Below are 18,552 nucleotides of genomic sequence, written 5' to 3'. Positions count from 1 at the left end.
AACCTTATTTAAAACTCATAATATTCAATATAGCTAATATAGACTTCCAGGTACTTTGAGTCATTACTACTGATATGTTTTGAGAACTTCACTTACAGTACTATCCATTATCAACTTCCCCTTATCTAAGTAAATAGCCCTATTGCACATAGTCTTAATATCATGATCAGAATGAGAGACAATGATAATTAACTTTGCATCATTAATTATACTTTTCATTCTCTCTAAACACTTCTGCCTAAAGTGCTTATCTCCAACACTTAATACCTCATCGATAATAAGTATATCGCTTCGATACGATGTCGCAATAGAAAATGCTAAGCGAGAAACCATACCACTAGAATACGTTTCCACTGGTTTATTAATTGATTCACCCAACTCAGAGAAATCAATGATCTCATCAATTTTTTCCTCTATCTCTACCTTATTTTTCCCTAACAGTGCTCCTGCTAAGTAAACATTGTCTAAACCACTTAACTCTTTGGCAAAGAAAGAACCCAGCGTTAGCAAAGAACCAATTTGCACCTTTGAGTGAAACTCCCCTTTTGTTGGAGCAAAAACGCCAGATAATATTTTACAAAGACTTGATTTACCTGCGCCATTTCGCCCTACAATTCCGACAATGTCTCCCTCGTAAAGACTCATAGATACATTGTCTAACGCAGCTTTACGATAAGTATTAGACTCAACTGATACTTTTTGACGCTCATGTTTAGAAAGGAATAGTTTTTTCAATGAGAAGCTTTTTTTAGATGAATACTCTAACGTTACATTCTTCAATTCAACAATTTTATTTTTATTCATTACTATACATTCCTAACTATTTGCATTCTCAATTTCTTTGAAATAAACAAAAGCATCAAAAGTAAAGCAACAGACGCTGAAAGTACAACCATATGATGCATGATATCAACTTGTTCTGAGTAAACGAGAGACACGTTAAACATATCAATTAAGTAAGCAAATGGATTTAAAGAAACTACCCATTGATAAGCTTCTGGAACTCGTGACTTAGGGTATATAATAGGAGTAATATAAAAAAATATTCGAAGGCTAAAACTAATCAGAAATGCTGTATCTCTTATAAAAACATTTAGAATAGCCAAACCTAATGATAAGGCACTAATTAATATTAGTGCGGTGAAAAATGATATTATTAAGCTCAGTAAATCAGGGACAAAACCCATGTATAATAATACAATTTGAAGAAGAGCATAACCAAACATAAATAAATATGTTTGACCGAACACTTCAGATATAGGAAGTAAAGGAAGAGGTAACTTGACTTGCGTTACAATTCCTTTATAAGTTCGGAATGACGTTGTCGCACGGCTTAATGATGTACTCCACCACTTCCACAACGTCACACCAATTGCAATTAAGATAATTTGTTCTGGTCCTTTATGACCAAATATAACACCAACGATATATCCATAAAGCGCTATTAACATCATTGGTTCAATAAACCACCAGAGGTATCCTAGAATAGTTCCTCTAACATTTGCTTTTTGTTTCAGGTGAGCAAGTGTATACAATATGTATAAGTTTCTTTCAAACATAAGTTATTAGTTCTGTTTAGTTAAAGTTAGTTGACCATTCTTCTTTTATACTTGTAAATCATCATAAATTTTTTTATAGCTAGCTATAACATGCTTAACTGTATACTTAGATAAGACATGTTCCCGGCCTCTTATTCCGAGTTTTCGACTATATTGACGATCGCTTAATTTCAATATGGCATTTTCTAGAGCTGCTTGATCAAAGGGAGGGATAAGGAGACCGGTTTCTCCATCAATAACAAAGTCCTTACACCCAGCGATATTGGTAGAAATGACTGGTCGTTGACAAGCATTTGCTTCAATCAAAATACGAGGCAAACCTTCTCCATATCTAGTAGGAAGAACTACCACATCATTAGCTGAAATGACATCGCACATAGCATTGTTGACTTGACCAATCCAATTGACTTTCCCTTGTCGGTGCCAATCTTCGAGTTGCTTGATGGAGATCGCCTCGTTGCTATCATCGTCAATGATTCCAGCGACATTTAATTCAACATCTAATCCCTTACTTTTCAAACTATCTACAGCTTGTACAAGCTCTCTTAAACCTTTCCCTTCGAGTAACCGTGCAGCAAAAAGTAGTTTAAGACTTTGGGGGGTGACTTCTATGCACTCAGCTCTATATTCATCGACATCCACTCCAGAGCCTGGCACTGTGAATGCATTGAATGTGGTACATATATTATTTTCAATAAACAACTGCATATCAGTAGAGTTTTCAAAAACAAAACGAGAACGCTTATTTCGCCCAACTAAGCGATACAAGCACAAAATTAGCTTTGCTACTAATTTACTGCTCCACTTTGTTTGGCTAAACATCGAGCCAACCCCTGGGACTGTCAGAAGAATTGGAACTTTGCTGTACCAAGCGAGTAAGCCGAACATAATATTAGGTTTTATCGTAACCGAGTGGATAAGGTCAGGTTTTACTTTATTGAAAATAGTTATCGTTTGATAAAGTGTTTTTATATTATCAACTATGCCCAACGATGAACGCTTCAACGACAATGAATGAATGTTTTCCTTTATTTCGGTCGGTTTGGACGTACAGATATGAGGGGAATACCCTGTAGTCATAGCCGAATTCACCCGATGCCTCCAGTGTAAATCGTAATACCAGCCCACGTTGATCGCAAAAAGGAGTTTTTTCATTTTTCACTCTTTTATAGACTTCAAAAAGTTACATTCACACATAGCATTATTAAATATAACAACATTATTGACATTCTGGCACGCTACCGCCCTTTGGTATAAAGCGAAAACCATACGACGCGTGAAGCCACTCAAGTAATTAGGTGGGCAACTGAACATTTTAAAATGACTAATCTTCTCATTTCGTGTCTGAATAGGCAAATACTAGGTGCTCGCCTTGAAATGTGGCATATACGTTGATCACTCTTGCCTATACACTAACCCCCAAAATCTCGCTATACTCCCAATCTATAATTTTTCGCCCAATAACGAATAAGAGTTCAAGACATGCAAGAGTTAGTTCCATTTGTTCAAGAGAATATGATTTTAGCCATCGTATGGGTTGGCTTGGTTGTTGCCATCATTGCGAACGTAATCAAAACATCAAACGCAGCCTACAAAGAGATCACAGCTGCGCAAACCACACAACTGATTAACCGTGAGAACGGCGTTGTGGTTGATATTCGTACTAAAGATGAGTTCAAAAAGGGCCATATTACTGACGCACTTCACATTTTGCCGTCAGACATCAAATCAAATAACTTAGGTAGCCTTGAAAGCCGTAAAGCTGACCCAATCATCGTAGTATGCAAGACAGGTCAAACTGCTCAAGAAAGCGCTAACTTGCTGGTTAAAGCAGGCTTCGAAAACGTAAGCGTGCTGAAAAGTGGCCTAGTGGCTTGGAGCGAAGCTAACCTGCCTTTGGTTAAAGGTAAGAAATAGTAAAGGTAAAAAGCAAGCAGACCTAGTAAACTAACTTTCGGGTTTTGTTCAATAGATATTACGAACCAAACCTAATTTAAATTTTTAAGGACAAGAAAATGGCTGAAGCAGCACAACAAGACGCACAACAGAACTTCGCAATCCAACGTATCTTCCTAAAAGACGTATCTTTCGAAGCGCCAAACTCTCCAGACATGTTTCAAAAAGAGTGGAATCCAGATGTAAAACTGGACCTAGATACTCAAAGCCGCGAACTTGGTCAAGGTGTTTACGAAGTAATCCTACGCCTAACGGTTACTGTGAAGAACGCAGACGACACTGCATTCCTTTGTGAAGTTCAGCAAGGTGGTATCTTCTCTGCAAGCGAAATGGAAGCTGGCCAACTAGCACATTGCCTAGGTGCATTCTGCCCGAACATTCTATTCCCATACGCTCGTGAAACAATCTCTAGCCTAGTGGTTAAAGGTACGTTCCCACAACTGAATCTAGCACCTGTAAACTTCGATGCTTTGTTCATGAACTACCTACAGAACCAAGCTCAGCAAGCTGAAGGCGAGCAGGCTTAAGCCTCAAAAGTAGAACTTAATTCTAACGATTCATCGCTAGTTAGCTTTTAAATGCACATCGCAACTTCTGTGGTGTGCATTTTTTCTTTACACTGTACTAAGATAGAGCCTTCTAATTTTAGTTGAAAGCTATTCTAGGACTCTTCGATTTCCCTCATTATTTTTAGGTGGAAGCATGACAGACACAACTCGCCCGACTAACACGACAAGCGCTTTTGGTAAAGACAGCTTTTACGGCAAAGATATCGCAATGACTGTCATTGGCGCTGGTTCTTACGGGACCTCTTTAGCTATATCTCTCGCGCGTAACGGTGCAAATGTTGTTCTTTGGGGGCACGACCCTATCCACATGGCGCGCCTTGAATCTGAACGAGCAAATAATGAGTTTCTTCCTAATATCGATTTTCCAGAAAGCCTAATCATTGAGTCAGACCTCGAGAAGGCTGTAACAGCAAGTCGAGATCTCCTAGTCGTCGTTCCTAGCCACGTATTTGGTATCGTTTTAAACAGCCTAAAGCCTCATTTGTCTGATAACTCTCGTATCTGCTGGGCAACGAAAGGGCTAGAGCCTGAAACAGGCCGACTACTCAAAGATGTCGCACATGATGTGCTTGGTGACCATTACTCTTTAGCGGTTCTATCTGGTCCTACTTTCGCCAAAGAGCTTGCTATGGGTATGCCGACAGCAATTTCAGTCGCGTCACCAGATGAGACCTTCTTAGAAGAGCTTCAAGAAAAGATACATTGTGGCAAGACATTCCGTGTATACGCAAACTCAGATTTCATTGGTATGCAACTTGGCGGTGCAGTTAAAAACGTTATCGCGATTGGTGCTGGCATGTCGGATGGTATTGGCTTCGGTGCAAATGCACGTACCGCATTGATTACCCGTGGTTTAGCAGAAATGAGCCGACTGGGTGCTGCTCTTGGTGCACAACCAGAGACCTTTATGGGTATGGCGGGACTTGGCGACCTAGTACTGACATGTACCGACAACCAATCACGTAACCGTCGCTTTGGTTTAGCGTTAGGTTCCGGTAAAGATGTTGATACCGCACAAGAAGAAATAGGCCAAGTGGTAGAAGGTTATCGAAACACCAAAGAAGTTTGGTTACTATCAGAACGTATGGGCGTTGAGATGCCAATTGTTGAACAAATTTATCAAGTGTTGTATCAAGCAAAAGACGCACACTTAGCTGCGCAAGATCTACTTGCTCGAGATAAAAAGTCAGAAAGATAATATGAGCAGATGCGGGATGCGAAAAGAGTAAAAGCAGATACGAGATTCGGGTAAACGAGATACGAAGAGAGCAAGAGCAAATTGAGCTCTTAATGACGGCTACTTTTCGTTACTCGAATCTCGGTTACTCGCTTCTGTTCTTGTAGCTCTTAGAAACTCTCATCTCGCCATCGCATCAGCCCCTGATAAAGAATGGATGGAAAAATGAAACACTGTGCACAACAAAAAGTTTGGCAATGCATTGTGAAGGAAGCTCGACAGCAGTCTGAGCAAGAACCTATGCTTGCGAGTTTTTACCATGCCACGATTATCAACCATGAAAGCCTAGGGGCCGCACTCAGTTACATTCTTGCTAACAAGTTAAAGACAGCCTCAATGCCTGCGATGGCAGTGCGTGAAGTTGTTGAACAAGCCTTTGAAGAAGATGACTCGATCATTGATGCGGCCGCTTGTGATATCTGCGCGACAGTTACTCGAGATCCGGCTGTAGAAATGTACTCTATGCCATTGCTCTACCTTAAGGGCTACCACGCACTGCAAGGTTATCGCGTGGCTAACTGGTTATGGAAGCAAGGGCGTATTGCACTTGCCACTTACCTGCAGAATCAAATTTCAGTCGCATGCCAAGTGGATATCCACCCTGCAGCACGTATCGGCAAAGCTATCATGCTCGACCACGCGACTGGTATTGTTATCGGTGAAACGGCGGTAGTCGAAAACGACGTATCCATCCTTCAAGATGTTACTCTCGGCGGTACCGGTAAGGAAGGCGGCGACCGTCACCCTAAAATCCGTGAAGGCGTGATGATTGGTGCTGGTGCGAAAATACTCGGCAATATTGAAGTGGGTGAAGGCGCTAAAATTGGCTCTTGTTCTGTGGTACTACAAGCTGTACCACCACATACTACGGTCGCTGGTGTTCCCGCTAAGATTGTCGGTAAGCCAAAGACAGATAAGCCTTCTCTTGATATGGACCAAGGGTTCAATGGTCGCTCACAAAGCTTTATCCATGGTGATGGGATATAAAACAGCACTAACGGGATACGAGTATCGAGATATGAAGAGATTAAAAGCAGAAGCGGAAGTCAAGTAACCGAGATACGAAGCGAGTGTGGATTCGATTCAGCGGAATTCGAAAATTTAAGAGCAGATGAATACAACTAAATGACGATAATGATGAAACATATTCGAGCTATCAGCCGAACTCTTCTTATATCTACCAGCCTCAGTGCTGCGCTTTTATCAACATCGTCATTTGCCGCATCTCAAGGTGAATTAAAGGGTGTGTCTAGCGAGATCTCTCGCCAGCAAAAAGCCCTCTCTTCACAGCAAAAGAAGCTCGATAGTCTACAAGCGAGCCTAAAAAAACAAGAGCTATCAATAGCTGCACTGGGAAAAGCCATCCAAGACAGTAAAAAGCAGCTTAATACGGCGAATGCCAATATTGCTAGCTTAGATGCTAAGATCAAAGCTCTTACCGCTCAGAAAAAAGCTCATACCGATAAGTTGGAACAACTGATTCAAACTTACTATATGACAAGCCGCGCCAAAGCCTCATCTAACATTCTCAACACGGGCGTCGAAGAAGATCGTATTAGCCATTACTACCAACATCTTGCTAAAGCCCGTTCTGCAACAATCAAAACCATTGAACAAACACAACTTGAGTTAGAAGAAAGCCATAAACAGCGCCAACTTGAACAAGAGCAGATCGCAACTCTGTTAAAACAACAGACAACAAAACGCGATAAATTAGCCCAGACTCAAACGCAGCGTAAGAAAACCGTTGGCAGTATTAAGAAAAACATCTCAGGCGATAAAAATTACTTAGCCGAGCTGCAGCGTAATGAGACTCGCCTCAAAGCGGAGATCGCCAAAGCAGAGAAAGCTGCACGAGAAAGACGTAACGCGGTGCCTATGGATGGCTTAGCAAAACGTAAAGGAAAACTACCTTGGCCAATCAAAGGAAAAGTTCTGCATAACTACGGTTCACGCCAAACCGGACAAGTTAATTGGAAAGGGATGGTAATCAATGCCAAATATGGTCAGCAGGTTAAATCTGTTTACTCAGGCACCGTTGTATTTGCTGAGTACCTGCGAGGTTATGGCTTAGTAGTCCTTCTTGATCACGGTAAAGGTGACATGACGCTTTATGGCTTTAACCAAGCACTACTCAAGAAGGAAGGCGATAAAGTGAAAGCCGGTGAAGCGATTGCCCTTGCTGGTGATACTGGTGGTCAAACTCGCCCATCCCTCTATTTTGAAATCCGCAGAAACAGCCAAGCTCAAAACCCAAAGAGTTGGTTGGTCAGATAAAAGCAGCTACGGGATGCGAATTAGTATCCCATACCGCACTTACTCGTATCTTTCTATTTAGAGTTCAACGCCCTTACACCATCTTCCAATAATGTCAGCTGTTCAAAACCTTGCGCGGTGGCAATTGGTTTAACGGTCGCGATCATCTGCAACATACCTTGATGAACAACCTGCTCCGTTATTTGCGCTTTTGGGGACATCGCAGACTGGTAAGCTAACCAGCCCGATGCAATCAAGTGAAGAGACGTCACCATCGATTTCATCTCTGAATCGGACGCTTTCAGCAAGTTCAATTCAACAAAAGCTCTCATAATATCGACAAGGTTAGTTTGTAACCTTTCTTGCACAGCCATGTAATCAAGATGAAGTTTCTCGTCACGAGACAAGATTTCAGGAAGGTTTGCGTAGAAGAATCGGTACTTCCACATCAGAGTAAATATCGAATCTAGATAGTGTTTTAATAGAGTGAGGCTCTCTTTCTGACCTTGGATCGGGGTAAACCTTTCCAGCAATTCAGTAGAGTAGAGGGTAAAGATATCACGGACAATTTCTTGCTTGTTACGAAAGTGGTAGTAGAGGTTACCAGGGCTGATCTCGATGTGGTCAGCAATATGATTAGTCGTAATACTACGCTCACCATGCTCGTTAAAAAGCTCTACAGCAGCGTAAACAATCTTGTCACGTGTTTTCATTATTTATTAGTATCCCTATCCGTTTAGTGGTTCAGTATATCGCCACTAAACAGATAGATCGAGCTGTTAACATCTGGTCTAATTAGCACTAGCTAAAATAGAACCAAATCAATCACTGCCAAATAAATCTCGTGTGTAAACCTTATCTGCCACATCAGCGATCTCTTTTACCATTCGATTGGAAACAATCACATCAGACACCGCTTTAAATTCAGCAAGGTCAGAATAGACTTTCGAATTGAAGAAATGCTCTTCTTGTAATACCGGTTCAAACACAACCACTTCGATGCCTTTCGCTTTCAAACGCTTCATAATCCCTTGAATTGAAGAGGCACGGAAGTTGTCCGAACCTGCCTTCATGATCAAGCGATAAATGCCGACCACTTTAGGGGAACGCTTGATGATTGAATCCGCAATAAAATCTTTGCGGGTACGGTTAGCGTCAACAATAGCACCGACAATGTTATTTGGTACATCTTGGTAGTTAGCTAATAGCTGTTTGGTATCTTTCGGTAGACAATAGCCACCATAACCAAACGAAGGGTTGTTGTAGTGATTGCCAATTCGAGGGTCTAAACCCACACCCTCTATAATCTGGCGAGAGTCTAATCCATGTGCTTCCGCGTAAGAGTCAAGTTCATTGAAATATGCAACACGCATTGCTAGATACGTATTAGAGAAAAGTTTTACAGCTTCCGCTTCGGTCGAGTTAGTAAACAAAACATCGATGTTCTCTTTCTCCGCACCTTCAACAAGAAGATCGGCAAACACTTTAGCTCGTTCAGAGCACTCACCAACGATAATTCGAGAAGGGTTCAAATTATCGTACAACGCTTTACCTTCGCGCAAAAACTCAGGGGAGAAGATGATATTTTCGCAATTCAGTTCTTGTTTGATCCGTTCTGTGTAGCCAACAGGTACCGTTGATTTGATGACCATTACAGCTTTAGGATTTACTGCCATCACATCTTTGATAACAGACTCGACGGAGCTGGTGTCAAAGTAGTTGTTTTTAGGATCATAATCGGTAGGCGTTGCAATGATGACAAACTCGGCACCTTCATACACTGATTTATCGGTCGTTGCCCTGAAGTTCAGTACTTTACTTGCCAGAAAGTGTTCTATTTCAGCATCAACAATAGGCGACTGTTTGTTGTTAAGCATCGTCACTTTTTCATCGATGATATCCACTGCGATCACTTCATGATGCTGAGCTAACAACATCGCATTTGAGAGACCTACATACCCTGTCCCAGCTACTGCAATCTTCATGATAATACCTATAGTTTTGAGCAATTAACTCAACAAAATTTATAACTTAGCTTGCCGTATCATACTCCGGTTGGGGAATTATTCCACTAGCCCGCCTTATCCATTCCTTGCTATACTCGTGATAGTTTTGTATTCAAAAGAGTTAGAGAATTATGATTATCGTAACCGGTGGTGCTGGCATGATTGGCAGCAATATTGTTAAGGCGCTTAACGAAGCGGGCCACAACGATATTCTAGTCGTCGACAACTTAAAAGACGGTAAGAAGTTTAAAAACCTTGTCGACTTAGACATCACAGATTATATGGATCGTGATGACTTTCTAACTCAAGTAATGGCTGGCGATGACTTCGGTCATATTGAAGCGATTTTCCACGAGGGTGCATGCTCTGCAACCACTGAGTGGGATGGCAAGTACATGATGCTTAACAATTATGAGTACTCAAAAGAACTGCTTCATTACTGTGTTGAACGTGAAATTCCATTCCTATATGCCTCTTCCGCTGCAACGTACGGTGAAACTAATACTTTCATTGAAGAGCGCGAATACGAAGGTGCATTAAACGTCTATGGCTACTCAAAACAACAGTTTGATAACTACGTTCGTCGCTTAACGGCTGATGCAGCAGCGCACAACGAGACACTTTCACAAATCGTAGGCTTCAGATACTTCAATGTTTATGGCCCGCGCGAACAACACAAAGGTAGCATGGCATCCGTTGCATTCCACCTGAATAATCAAATGAACGCAGGTGAAAATCCAAAACTATTTGCAGGCAGCGAGACCTTTAAGCGCGATTTTGTTTATGTTGGTGATGTAGCAGCCGTAAACCTCTGGTTCTTAGAAAATGGCGCCTCTGGTATTTTTAACCTAGGCACCGGCAATGCAGAGTCATTTGAAGAAGTAGCAAAAGCGGTAATCAAACATCATGGCAAGGGAGAAATTGAAACCATCCCATTCCCAGAGCACCTAAAAGGCGCTTATCAAGAGTTCACTCAGGCTGACTTAACCAAACTACGTAATACAGGTTGTGATATTCAGTTTAAATCTGTCGCCGACGGTGTTGCTGAATACATGAAGCTTGTTAACGCACAATAAGTTATCAAATATTGGATTTAATGACGGGTCTCTTGTTAGAAACGTCATTACAAAAAATATGTTCATTTCCTGGCTAGCGGGCTCATAGTTCGCTCCTTTAATAAAACTGTAGTGTATTGATGACCACACAACGTAATGACTTTGACCCAAAAGCATACAACCCTGAATTTGAATGGGGCTTTTTAGCACCTAAATATTGGGGCACCTGGATCGCAGTAATGCTATCTTCGTTAGTTAGCTTTTTGCCTAATAGCATTCGTTTAGCTATAGCTAAGTTTATGGCTAGACAAGCCGTAAAAATAAAGAATAAAGCCAACCGTCGAGCGCGTGTAAACCTTGAGATGTGTTTTCCTGAGCAATCAATCGAAGAGCGCGAAGAAGTTCTTTATAAATCATACATTACATCCATCTCATTTTTGATGGGCTTTGCATCCCTAACCCTTAAAAGCAAAGGTTGGTTAGAGAGTAATACGTCAATTAACGGTCTGAGCAACCTAACCGATATTACGAATAGTGGCGAGAATGTTATCTTGTTAGTACCACATACATGGGCTATAGATATCCCAGCAGTGTTGCTAGCATCACGCAACCTACCAGTATCTGCAATGGCGAAAGCCCAAAAAAACAAGCTCAGTGACTGGCTGATGCATCGACAGCGCGTACAATACGGCGGTCGAGTTTATGACCGTAGCGGCGGTATAAAACCTTTCATTAAATCTGTACGAGATGGTTACCTAGGTTATTACCTTCCTGATGAAGACCTTGGTCGCGAGCATAGTGTCTTCGTAGACTTCTTCGCGACACAAAAAGCAACTATTTCAGGCCTTGGTCGATTATCTAAGCTGAGCAAGGCTAAAATTGTTCCACTATTCGCTCAATACGATAGCAACACTGGCCAATACACTCTGGACTTCTACCCCGCTTTACCATTTCCAACAGGAAGCGAAGAACAGGATGCGCGTATGATGAATCAATGCATTGAAGATTACGTGAGCAAAAAGCCTGAGCAATATATGTGGATCTTAAGACTGCTTAAGACTCGTCCGGATAGTAATGTAAACCCTTATAAATAATGAACACTTTGAATTTATCACAAAAAAACAACAACTTGTTTAGCCTAATTATGCTTATAAGTATTTTGGGGTATTTCATGTTTAAAACATCTTATCGTTATCTGGGTGATGTCTTTCAAGCTCTACTATATCTAGGAACTTTAGGTGCTTTATGCTTACATAAGGTCAATATATTTAAGTGCCGCATAGTACAGCTTTTCTTGTTATCCATTTTCTTACAAACGATCAGTTGGTATAACTTACACCTATTAGACCCTACTTATCCGAACAAGCTATCACTTACTTGGTTGGGCTACCTATTTATATTTTTTACAGTTGCACTTTGGCTCAGAGGGGATCAAAAGAAAATAAATGCCACGATGCTTGCTTTCGTTTTCGGCACTATACTTACGTGCTTACTGCACTCTAAAAACATTTATGCCGATTACACAAAGATTATTAGTGGTTTAAGAACTGACTATAACTTCATGAATGCAAACCATTCTGCAGCACTTCTTGCTACGTCTTTAGTCTGTGTTACATACATGACTTCAAAGTTAGCGTCCGACGTAAAGTATATGGGATTATTACTCCTGCTTTCAGCAATGATCGTCTTTTTATTGATGGGAACTCAGTCTCGCTCAGCTTATGTAGCGTTAGTCATACCATTTACTATTTTAGTGTACTACAGCGGTAAAAATAGTAAGAAAAACTTAGCTTTTACTATTCCAATTGTTCTATTGGCAATTGGTGGCTTTATTTACTCCTCTATGCCCCGAGTAAACTCCGAAGCTAAAGTATTTCAAAAAAAGTATGAGCATAATGTTGAAATTAATAATGAAAAGTCTCATCTTTTAACAACTAAGCCTAAATTGCCTTTAGCTAAGAAAGTAGAAAACTTAAACCACGATCCAGAACTAATCGAGCGTTTAAGTTTAAGAGAAAATATGGTTAAAAATTTAGACCATATCTCTGAGAATATACCTTACACATCTGTAGGTTACCGCTTTCACTTTTGGATTGATACTGTCAAACAATTCCTATACAACCCAATTTTTGGCTTAGGGAATAATGCAAATAAATACATATTAGAACATTCTAACCACAAAAAGGCATATAAAAAGAAAAATTTCAAACACCTTCATAATAGCTATATGGAGATAGTAGCATCCTATGGTTTATTTGGCGTTACCTTAATAGGCTATTTGTATTTTTATGTTTTTAAAGTTGGGATGAGAAATGGGGGCAAGGATACATTAATTCTTGCTATATGCCTGTACTCTTTATTAGGTGTTATAAACCTTTTTGAGTCATATATTTTTGTAAAAAGTGGAGTTTTAGTGCACACACTAGCTCTAGGGATACTGTACAGTTACAAGCTCAAAGGTGACATTGAAAATGAAGAAAAATAAAACAATTCACGCAATCTGGCTGGGAGGAACTCCTAATAGCTTCTCAAATGCATGTATCGATGATTGGGAAAAGCAGGGGTTCACTTATAAAGTCTGGCTCGACGACAACCCACAGATACAAAATTTAATAGCCGATTGTGAGTTTGCTCGTGAATGTTATAAACGAGGCCTCTATGCTTTTGTTACCGACTACTTACGCCTAAAAATATTGTCTTTAGAAGGCGGGCTTTATTTAGATACGGACGTAACAATTACCAAAGATCCCTTCCCACTATTTGAGGGTTTACACTTCGCTGCTGGTTGGGAGAGTGATAAGTTTCTAGGCAATGCCATTATTTACGCAGAAAAAGACTCAAAGATATTAGCTAAAATTGTCGACTTCTATGAGAATGAAATCATGAGTTCTCCACTATATATGGGCCCTAAGGTTTTATCTCACAAGCTAACTGTTGATAAATTCCAAGACTTAGAGCCCTGCCGACTCTTTGAGCAAGCTTATTTTTATGCATATGATGGCGAGAAATTACTTGATATTAATAGTGACATACCTCGCTATATGACCCACTGGTATCAACACTCTTGGAAAAGTAATAAAGGCATAATATTCTTAAAATCTAAACATAAAAACTTCTGGGGAAAACTCTATACTCACCAAAAGTATCTATTCAAACTTAAAGGAAAGTTCTTTTAAACAATTACAATTCTATAAAATTAAGGGGGGATGGCTTTAATTCCCCTGTCTCTTTACCGATTGTAATTCTCTCAATAAAGTCTTCAATATTGCAGTTGGATTTAACTAACTTGCCAATACCTTCCAAATCTAAATCCCACCAACATAGGCTTTCAAGCTGTGTAATCTGACTATCGCTAAAACGTTTACGGATAACCTTACCCGGAACCCCACCTACAATAGTGTAACATGGGACATCTTTTGTTATTACTGCATTAGAAGCAATAATAGCACCATTTCCAATTGTAATACCACGTTTCAATACAACATTAGCCCCAATCCAAACATCATGACCAATAACTATAGGCTGCTTATCTTGTTCAAAATCAACTAAATCTATTGGTGGTGATGGCAGATTGAACTGTTCATTACTATAAGTGACTGTACTTGTTGTAAAGCGGTCGATAGGATGATTATCACCCATGACTGCCACATTAAATGATATTGAACAATACCGACCAACAATAGTATCTCTAGGCAGTGAACTCATAGAGTAAGAATAACGTCCCATCGCCCATAACTTTTTACCAAAAAAAAAGCCTGTATTCTCTTCTATTCTTATCGATTTGTTGTATGAAAAACGACTAAACAGTGTGGTATTTTTAGCCACCTGAATATTCAACTTCATCAGTTGAAGTTTAAAAGCTGGAGTTAATAATTTTTTAGACATTATAAGCTCATTCAGAAAAATAAAGTTTATTGTAACTTTCTGATATACATTCCGCTGAAAATTTATCATCAAACGGTACGGTGTAGCACTGACCGTTAGCTATAATTTCATCAATATTTTCGGGAAGGTCCTTTTCTGCCGAAATTACGAATTGGTTATCACCAATGATCTCATAGATTCCACCCGAGCATTTTGTAGTAAGTAACGGCTTTTCGAGGGCTATTGCCTCTATCAATACCGTGGGTAAACCTTCAAAATCAGAGGTCAGTACTAAGCCTTTAGAGTGCTTTAAATAAGGGTATGGATTCGCTAAAAAACCTTTAAAAATGACACGCTCTTCAAGGTCTAGGGCTTTAACTTGTTGCTTAGCTTTCTCTAACAGACCACCATTTCCAAGTAAGACAAGCTTGGCTGATGTGTTGGTCATTTTTGAGAACGCATCAATCAAACGGTCATGTCGCTTAGCTCGATTAAATCGCCCAATATGTACAAGATAGTCACCTAAACTGTCCACATCAACAGGTTCATCAGCTAAGTTTTTAAGATCCTCTAACTCTGTTGGGTTATAAATAACAGTATTTGAAAATTTAGATTTAAATGATGATTCATACTCACATTTTGAAGCTTCAGACACAAAAATCAGAGGGTGATTTTTGTAAGTAGCGTTTATTTTTCGTTTTATTTGTTTTTGCTTAAGCCAACTTTTCCCTAGTAAAAACGCAGAATGGTATGAGCTATGAATTACGTGATTTACTCGCAAGGTGCTTTCAGACATGATCTTGTCTGCAAGCAACATATTGCTCAACACCAATGCATCCTTTGATATTTCTTTAGTGATATAGGAATCAATAGATTTTGCTACATTTCTCTTATAGGAAAGGCGTCTGAGGCCTTTTTTCGAAACATTACAAAAATCACTAACAAAGTGCACTCTGTAGCCATCAACATTATGCTCAACTGCTTTTTCTATAGAAACAATATGACATTCATAGCCTTGATATTTTTCCATTGCTTTGTAAAGGTTAAGTACAAATTTCTCAGCCCCGCCACCACGCAAAGCTGATATTACAAAAACCATCTTTTTCATCAAAATATTGCCTCTAAACGTTTATTTAAGTCTAAAAGACTTTGTTTCCATTTATTATAAATATCAGCCTGTATCTCGGCTTCATCATCCGTTATTAAGGTCACTCTACGGCAAAAACCTTCAAATCCCATACCAGCACTAGAGTAAACAGATAAGATTATTGGTGCACTTGAAGAAGAAAATACTAACAACTCCAATGGAATTTTACTTTTTACAAACGTTGAAGTTGTAAATGCATTTTTGTACTTATCTTCATTTTCTCTAGGGTGTACCTTAAAAGCATATGTGAGGTTTTTAGCTTCAAGGTGCTCCACCATACTTCGATAAACATTGATATCATATCCCGAATCACTCATCCCGGATATAGATATAGGTTGAGTTGCAATGATCACATCAGGAACATCAACGCTTGAATTATCCAATTTAAATATTGAATATAAAAATTTATTGACGTTATTAGAATCGATAAATTCTATACGTTGTACTTTTTTTGCTATCTGGCTAGGCGCCTGTTCTGGCTGTAATAAATGAATAAACTTGCAACGTCTATCATCTCCAATATAGCGCCGACCTTTTTTATTAGAAAGAAAGCGTTCAATGAGACTTAACTCAGTCCCGGTATAATTCGACAAACCATCTTCTATCGCCTCATAAAAAGGAAAAGCTAAACGCATTAACCTTGAAAGACGGTTACGATCATTAAATAAGAATAAACGTATTTTTCCTTTTACCTGCCTCTCGGCCAGTATCTTGCTTTCATATAATTTATTAACTGTTCTTTTCTTAAAAAATTCACTCTGACAATTAGCAACAGCAAAAAGCTTATGAATAAACCCAATACCACCGCTATATGTTTCTTTAAGGAGCTTTTTTCTACCTATAAACTTAACTGTAATTGTGTTAGGTAAAATAGATAAGTCAAAACTATCCGGCTCTAAACCTTGCTGGTCAGTAACAACGATTATTCGACTTTCTTGCTCAGATTCTTTTAATGACTTCAGTAAAGCAAATAGAAAGTGCCGCAATGTAGAACACAAATACAAGTTCATAGCTATCTACTCAACAATCTATCAAAAAACTCCAAATGCTTTCTCACTGTCACTCGTGAACTAAAGCTTTCATCTAGGCGCTTCTTAGCCGCTTCACTCATGGCTGTGCACTTGGCCTTGTCTTGTGCGAGCTTGTCCATAGCCTCACCCAATGCTTTAGCGTCTCCCGTAGGGACAATATAACCCGTTTCACCATCCACAACGAGTTCAGGTGCTCCACCAGTAGTCGTGACTACAGAAGTAGTACCATTGGCCATTGCTTCTACAATGGTGCGTGGTAGCCCTTCTCCGCTGATCGATGGTTGAACTTGAAAGTCTGCCATACACATGATCGAAGGAATGTCAGTTCGGTGGCCTATGTAATGAATTCGCTCACTCATCGGGCTCGCTTTCATCTCATCAAAGTGAGGCTCATAACCGCTCCCAGCTAAAATCAGGTGGAAGTTGGGTGCCGTAATGTGTTTGGTCGCTTCGAGCAAAACGGAAATACCTTTACTTGGCCTTACGTGCGCTGCGGTAATCGCAACAACATCTTCTTCACTCAAACCAAATTCAGAACGCTCAGTTGGTGGTACCTTGTACCAATCCAATTCATGCCCTTTGTATATGGTAACAACGTTATCTTTGTTCTTCCAAACGCGCTTCACTACATCTTGTCGCACTGCTTCAGACACACACACAATGCCATCTACACGAGGATGGAGCTGAGTTAGATAAGCACTTGGGTCATGTCGATATAGCCCGCCAGTAGTACCTCGATAAACAACCAACTTAACGTCAAAACCAATACACGCAAAAGCTGCATTGGGGATTGTCTTAGAGTTAAAAGCATAGCAGATGTCGTAATTGTGCGTTTTTAACTCATGACGGATCTTTTTAATGGTATCAAAACAAATTTTACGTTTAGGATAGCCATCAACAACTCGGATGCCGTGCTCTTCTAGCTTCGATACGTGCTCAGATTCTCCCTGAGTCATGATCGTCACTTGATGCCCTTGACGAGCTAGCTCGATAAAAATCGCAGCCTCTGGACGCAAACTGTTCCATGCATGTAAGTAAGATGCACAAACTAAAATCTTCATCTCTCGGTCCCTATTTAGCTTGGTCTGTTGAACTGTCTTCTGAGCGATTTTCAAGAATCCACAAACCGACATATTTATTGAAATTCACTTGAGCGTAAGTCATAGCCATAATGAAACCGACACTGCCATCCATAAAACCACGACGGATAATATACACAAGGAAGAACGTCCACATCGCTCGAAGTAGAGCAAGGAATAAGCCGTGTGATTTCTTACCTTTACGGTGATATTTTTGAGAACCAAGCCAAGCATATTGCGCCGCTTTATCTAAGCCGTGCCCATAATCTCGATGGGTGTAGTGGAGTAAGTATCCTTTCAGGGTACCCGTCGCTCCTTGTTCCGGCACAACGGTTTCGTGCACTTCATCCAAGGTATATCGAGAGCCCTCTCTTTTGAAGAGTCTCAACACAGCACGAGCACTACGGCCATACTTAAGTGTTGTTCCATAGAGCGTTACTCCCCACGGAAGTTTATAAGCGGTATGTTTGATTTGATCTTGTTTTAATAACTCAACAAGAGCATTGCTCATTTCAGGGTCTAAAGCTTCATCCGCATCGATTGATAACACCCAATCACATGTCGCTTTATCTAGTGCTCTTTGCTTTTGCTTACCAAAGCCCGGCCAATCGGTGATGGTCACGTTGTCTGTGTATTTTTGGCATATCTCAACGGTTGTGTCCGTTGATCCGCTGTCTAACACAATTAGCTCATCGGCAATATCAACCACAGATTTTAGGCAAGTTTCAATTCGGTCTTCTTCATTCTTGGTAATAACAATGACAGACAGGGTATGTTTTCTCATTATTCAGCC

Annotated in this window: 19 protein-coding genes; 9 read left to right on the top strand and 10 right to left on the bottom strand. The window is 40.0% G+C overall.

The window, feature by feature from the left end:
- Positions 1-66: 66 nt before the first annotated feature.
- The 3 genes from OCV52_RS00870 to OCV52_RS00860 are packed head-to-tail and all read right to left on the bottom strand — an operon-like array spanning position 67 to position 2,714.
- Complete coding sequence (locus OCV52_RS00870) at positions 67-804, bottom strand: ABC transporter ATP-binding protein (protein WP_137406322.1); 738 nt, start codon at positions 802-804, stop codon at positions 67-69.
- Between the two features lie 2 nt (positions 805-806).
- Positions 807-1,559 carry an ABC transporter permease gene (locus OCV52_RS00865; protein WP_137406323.1) on the bottom strand — a complete coding sequence of 251 codons (753 nt, stop codon included), beginning with the start codon at positions 1,557-1,559 and terminating at the stop codon, positions 807-809.
- A 45-nt stretch (positions 1,560-1,604) separates the two neighbouring features.
- Positions 1,605-2,714: a glycosyltransferase family 4 protein gene (locus tag OCV52_RS00860; RefSeq protein ID WP_137406324.1), complete on the bottom strand. Its 1,110-nt coding sequence runs from the start codon at positions 2,712-2,714 to the stop codon at positions 1,605-1,607.
- Positions 2,715-3,041: 327 nt separating this feature from the next.
- Here OCV52_RS00860 and OCV52_RS00855 point away from each other — a divergent pair, with 327 nt between their 5' ends.
- The 5 genes from OCV52_RS00855 (at position 3,042) to OCV52_RS00835 (ending at position 7,598) form a co-directional block, all read left to right on the top strand.
- Positions 3,042-3,476, top strand: coding sequence for a rhodanese-like domain-containing protein (locus tag OCV52_RS00855; RefSeq protein WP_137406325.1), 435 nt, complete (start codon positions 3,042-3,044; stop codon positions 3,474-3,476).
- A gap of 98 nt (positions 3,477-3,574) precedes the next feature.
- Positions 3,575-4,042, top strand: a complete 468-nt coding sequence (secB, locus tag OCV52_RS00850) for a protein-export chaperone SecB (RefSeq protein ID WP_004741403.1) — start codon at positions 3,575-3,577, stop codon at positions 4,040-4,042.
- A 175-nt stretch (positions 4,043-4,217) separates the two neighbouring features.
- On the top strand, positions 4,218-5,282 hold the full coding sequence (gpsA, locus tag OCV52_RS00845) for an NAD(P)H-dependent glycerol-3-phosphate dehydrogenase (protein WP_137406326.1): 1,065 nt from the start codon (positions 4,218-4,220) through the stop codon (positions 5,280-5,282).
- A gap of 204 nt (positions 5,283-5,486) precedes the next feature.
- Positions 5,487-6,308: a serine O-acetyltransferase gene (cysE, locus tag OCV52_RS00840; protein ID WP_137406327.1), complete on the top strand. Its 822-nt coding sequence runs from the start codon at positions 5,487-5,489 to the stop codon at positions 6,306-6,308.
- Positions 6,309-6,446: 138 nt separating this feature from the next.
- Positions 6,447-7,598: a murein hydrolase activator EnvC family protein gene (locus tag OCV52_RS00835; RefSeq protein ID WP_137406328.1), complete on the top strand. Its 1,152-nt coding sequence runs from the start codon at positions 6,447-6,449 to the stop codon at positions 7,596-7,598.
- A gap of 53 nt (positions 7,599-7,651) precedes the next feature.
- Here the strand turns inward: OCV52_RS00835 and OCV52_RS00830 are convergent, their stop codons facing one another.
- Together OCV52_RS00830 and OCV52_RS00825 are read right to left on the bottom strand one after the other, a co-directional pair.
- Complete coding sequence (locus tag OCV52_RS00830) at positions 7,652-8,290, bottom strand: TetR/AcrR family transcriptional regulator (protein WP_137406329.1); 639 nt, start codon at positions 8,288-8,290, stop codon at positions 7,652-7,654.
- A 108-nt stretch (positions 8,291-8,398) separates the two neighbouring features.
- Positions 8,399-9,562, bottom strand: a complete 1,164-nt coding sequence (locus OCV52_RS00825; RefSeq protein WP_137406330.1) for a nucleotide sugar dehydrogenase — start codon at positions 9,560-9,562, stop codon at positions 8,399-8,401.
- A 152-nt stretch (positions 9,563-9,714) separates the two neighbouring features.
- Here OCV52_RS00825 and rfaD point away from each other — a divergent pair, with 152 nt between their 5' ends.
- The 4 genes from rfaD (at position 9,715) to OCV52_RS00805 (ending at position 13,814) form a co-directional block, all read left to right on the top strand.
- Positions 9,715-10,659 (top strand): ADP-glyceromanno-heptose 6-epimerase, encoded by a 945-nt coding sequence (gene rfaD / locus OCV52_RS00820; RefSeq protein WP_137406331.1) that lies wholly within the window; start codon positions 9,715-9,717, stop codon positions 10,657-10,659.
- A 119-nt stretch (positions 10,660-10,778) separates the two neighbouring features.
- Entirely contained in the window at positions 10,779-11,732 is a 954-nt protein-coding gene (gene lpxM, locus OCV52_RS00815; protein WP_137406332.1) for a lauroyl-Kdo(2)-lipid IV(A) myristoyltransferase, read from the top strand.
- A 77-nt stretch (positions 11,733-11,809) separates the two neighbouring features.
- Entirely contained in the window at positions 11,810-13,123 is a 1,314-nt protein-coding gene (locus tag OCV52_RS00810; protein WP_240700645.1) for an O-antigen ligase family protein, read from the top strand.
- A complete protein-coding gene (locus OCV52_RS00805; RefSeq protein WP_137406334.1) occupies positions 13,110-13,814 on the top strand; it encodes a glycosyltransferase family 32 protein in 705 nt (234 codons plus the stop codon). The genes OCV52_RS00810 and OCV52_RS00805 overlap by 14 nt, the downstream gene beginning before the upstream one ends.
- A 4-nt stretch (positions 13,815-13,818) precedes the next feature.
- Here the strand turns inward: OCV52_RS00805 and OCV52_RS00800 are convergent, their stop codons facing one another.
- The 5 genes from OCV52_RS00800 to OCV52_RS00780 are packed head-to-tail and all read right to left on the bottom strand — an operon-like array spanning position 13,819 to position 18,543.
- Positions 13,819-14,523 carry a CatB-related O-acetyltransferase gene (locus OCV52_RS00800; protein ID WP_137406335.1) on the bottom strand — a complete coding sequence of 235 codons (705 nt, stop codon included), beginning with the start codon at positions 14,521-14,523 and terminating at the stop codon, positions 13,819-13,821.
- A gap of 7 nt (positions 14,524-14,530) precedes the next feature.
- Complete coding sequence (locus tag OCV52_RS00795) at positions 14,531-15,610, bottom strand: glycosyltransferase (RefSeq protein ID WP_240700646.1); 1,080 nt, start codon at positions 15,608-15,610, stop codon at positions 14,531-14,533.
- Positions 15,610-16,659 carry a glycosyltransferase family 52 gene (locus tag OCV52_RS00790; RefSeq protein ID WP_137406337.1) on the bottom strand — a complete coding sequence of 350 codons (1,050 nt, stop codon included), beginning with the start codon at positions 16,657-16,659 and terminating at the stop codon, positions 15,610-15,612. The genes OCV52_RS00795 and OCV52_RS00790 overlap by 1 nt, the downstream gene beginning before the upstream one ends.
- 2 nt (positions 16,660-16,661) lie before the next feature.
- Complete coding sequence (locus OCV52_RS00785; protein WP_137406338.1) at positions 16,662-17,741, bottom strand: glycosyltransferase family 4 protein; 1,080 nt, start codon at positions 17,739-17,741, stop codon at positions 16,662-16,664.
- Between the two features lie 10 nt (positions 17,742-17,751).
- Positions 17,752-18,543: a glycosyltransferase family 2 protein gene (locus tag OCV52_RS00780; RefSeq protein WP_137406339.1), complete on the bottom strand. Its 792-nt coding sequence runs from the start codon at positions 18,541-18,543 to the stop codon at positions 17,752-17,754.
- Positions 18,544-18,552: the final 9 nt, after the last annotated feature.

Source organism: Vibrio chagasii (genome assembly GCF_024347355.1).
Taxonomy (GTDB): Bacteria; Pseudomonadota; Gammaproteobacteria; order Enterobacterales; family Vibrionaceae; genus Vibrio; species Vibrio chagasii.
This window is presented reverse-complemented; position numbering and strand designations above follow the sequence as displayed.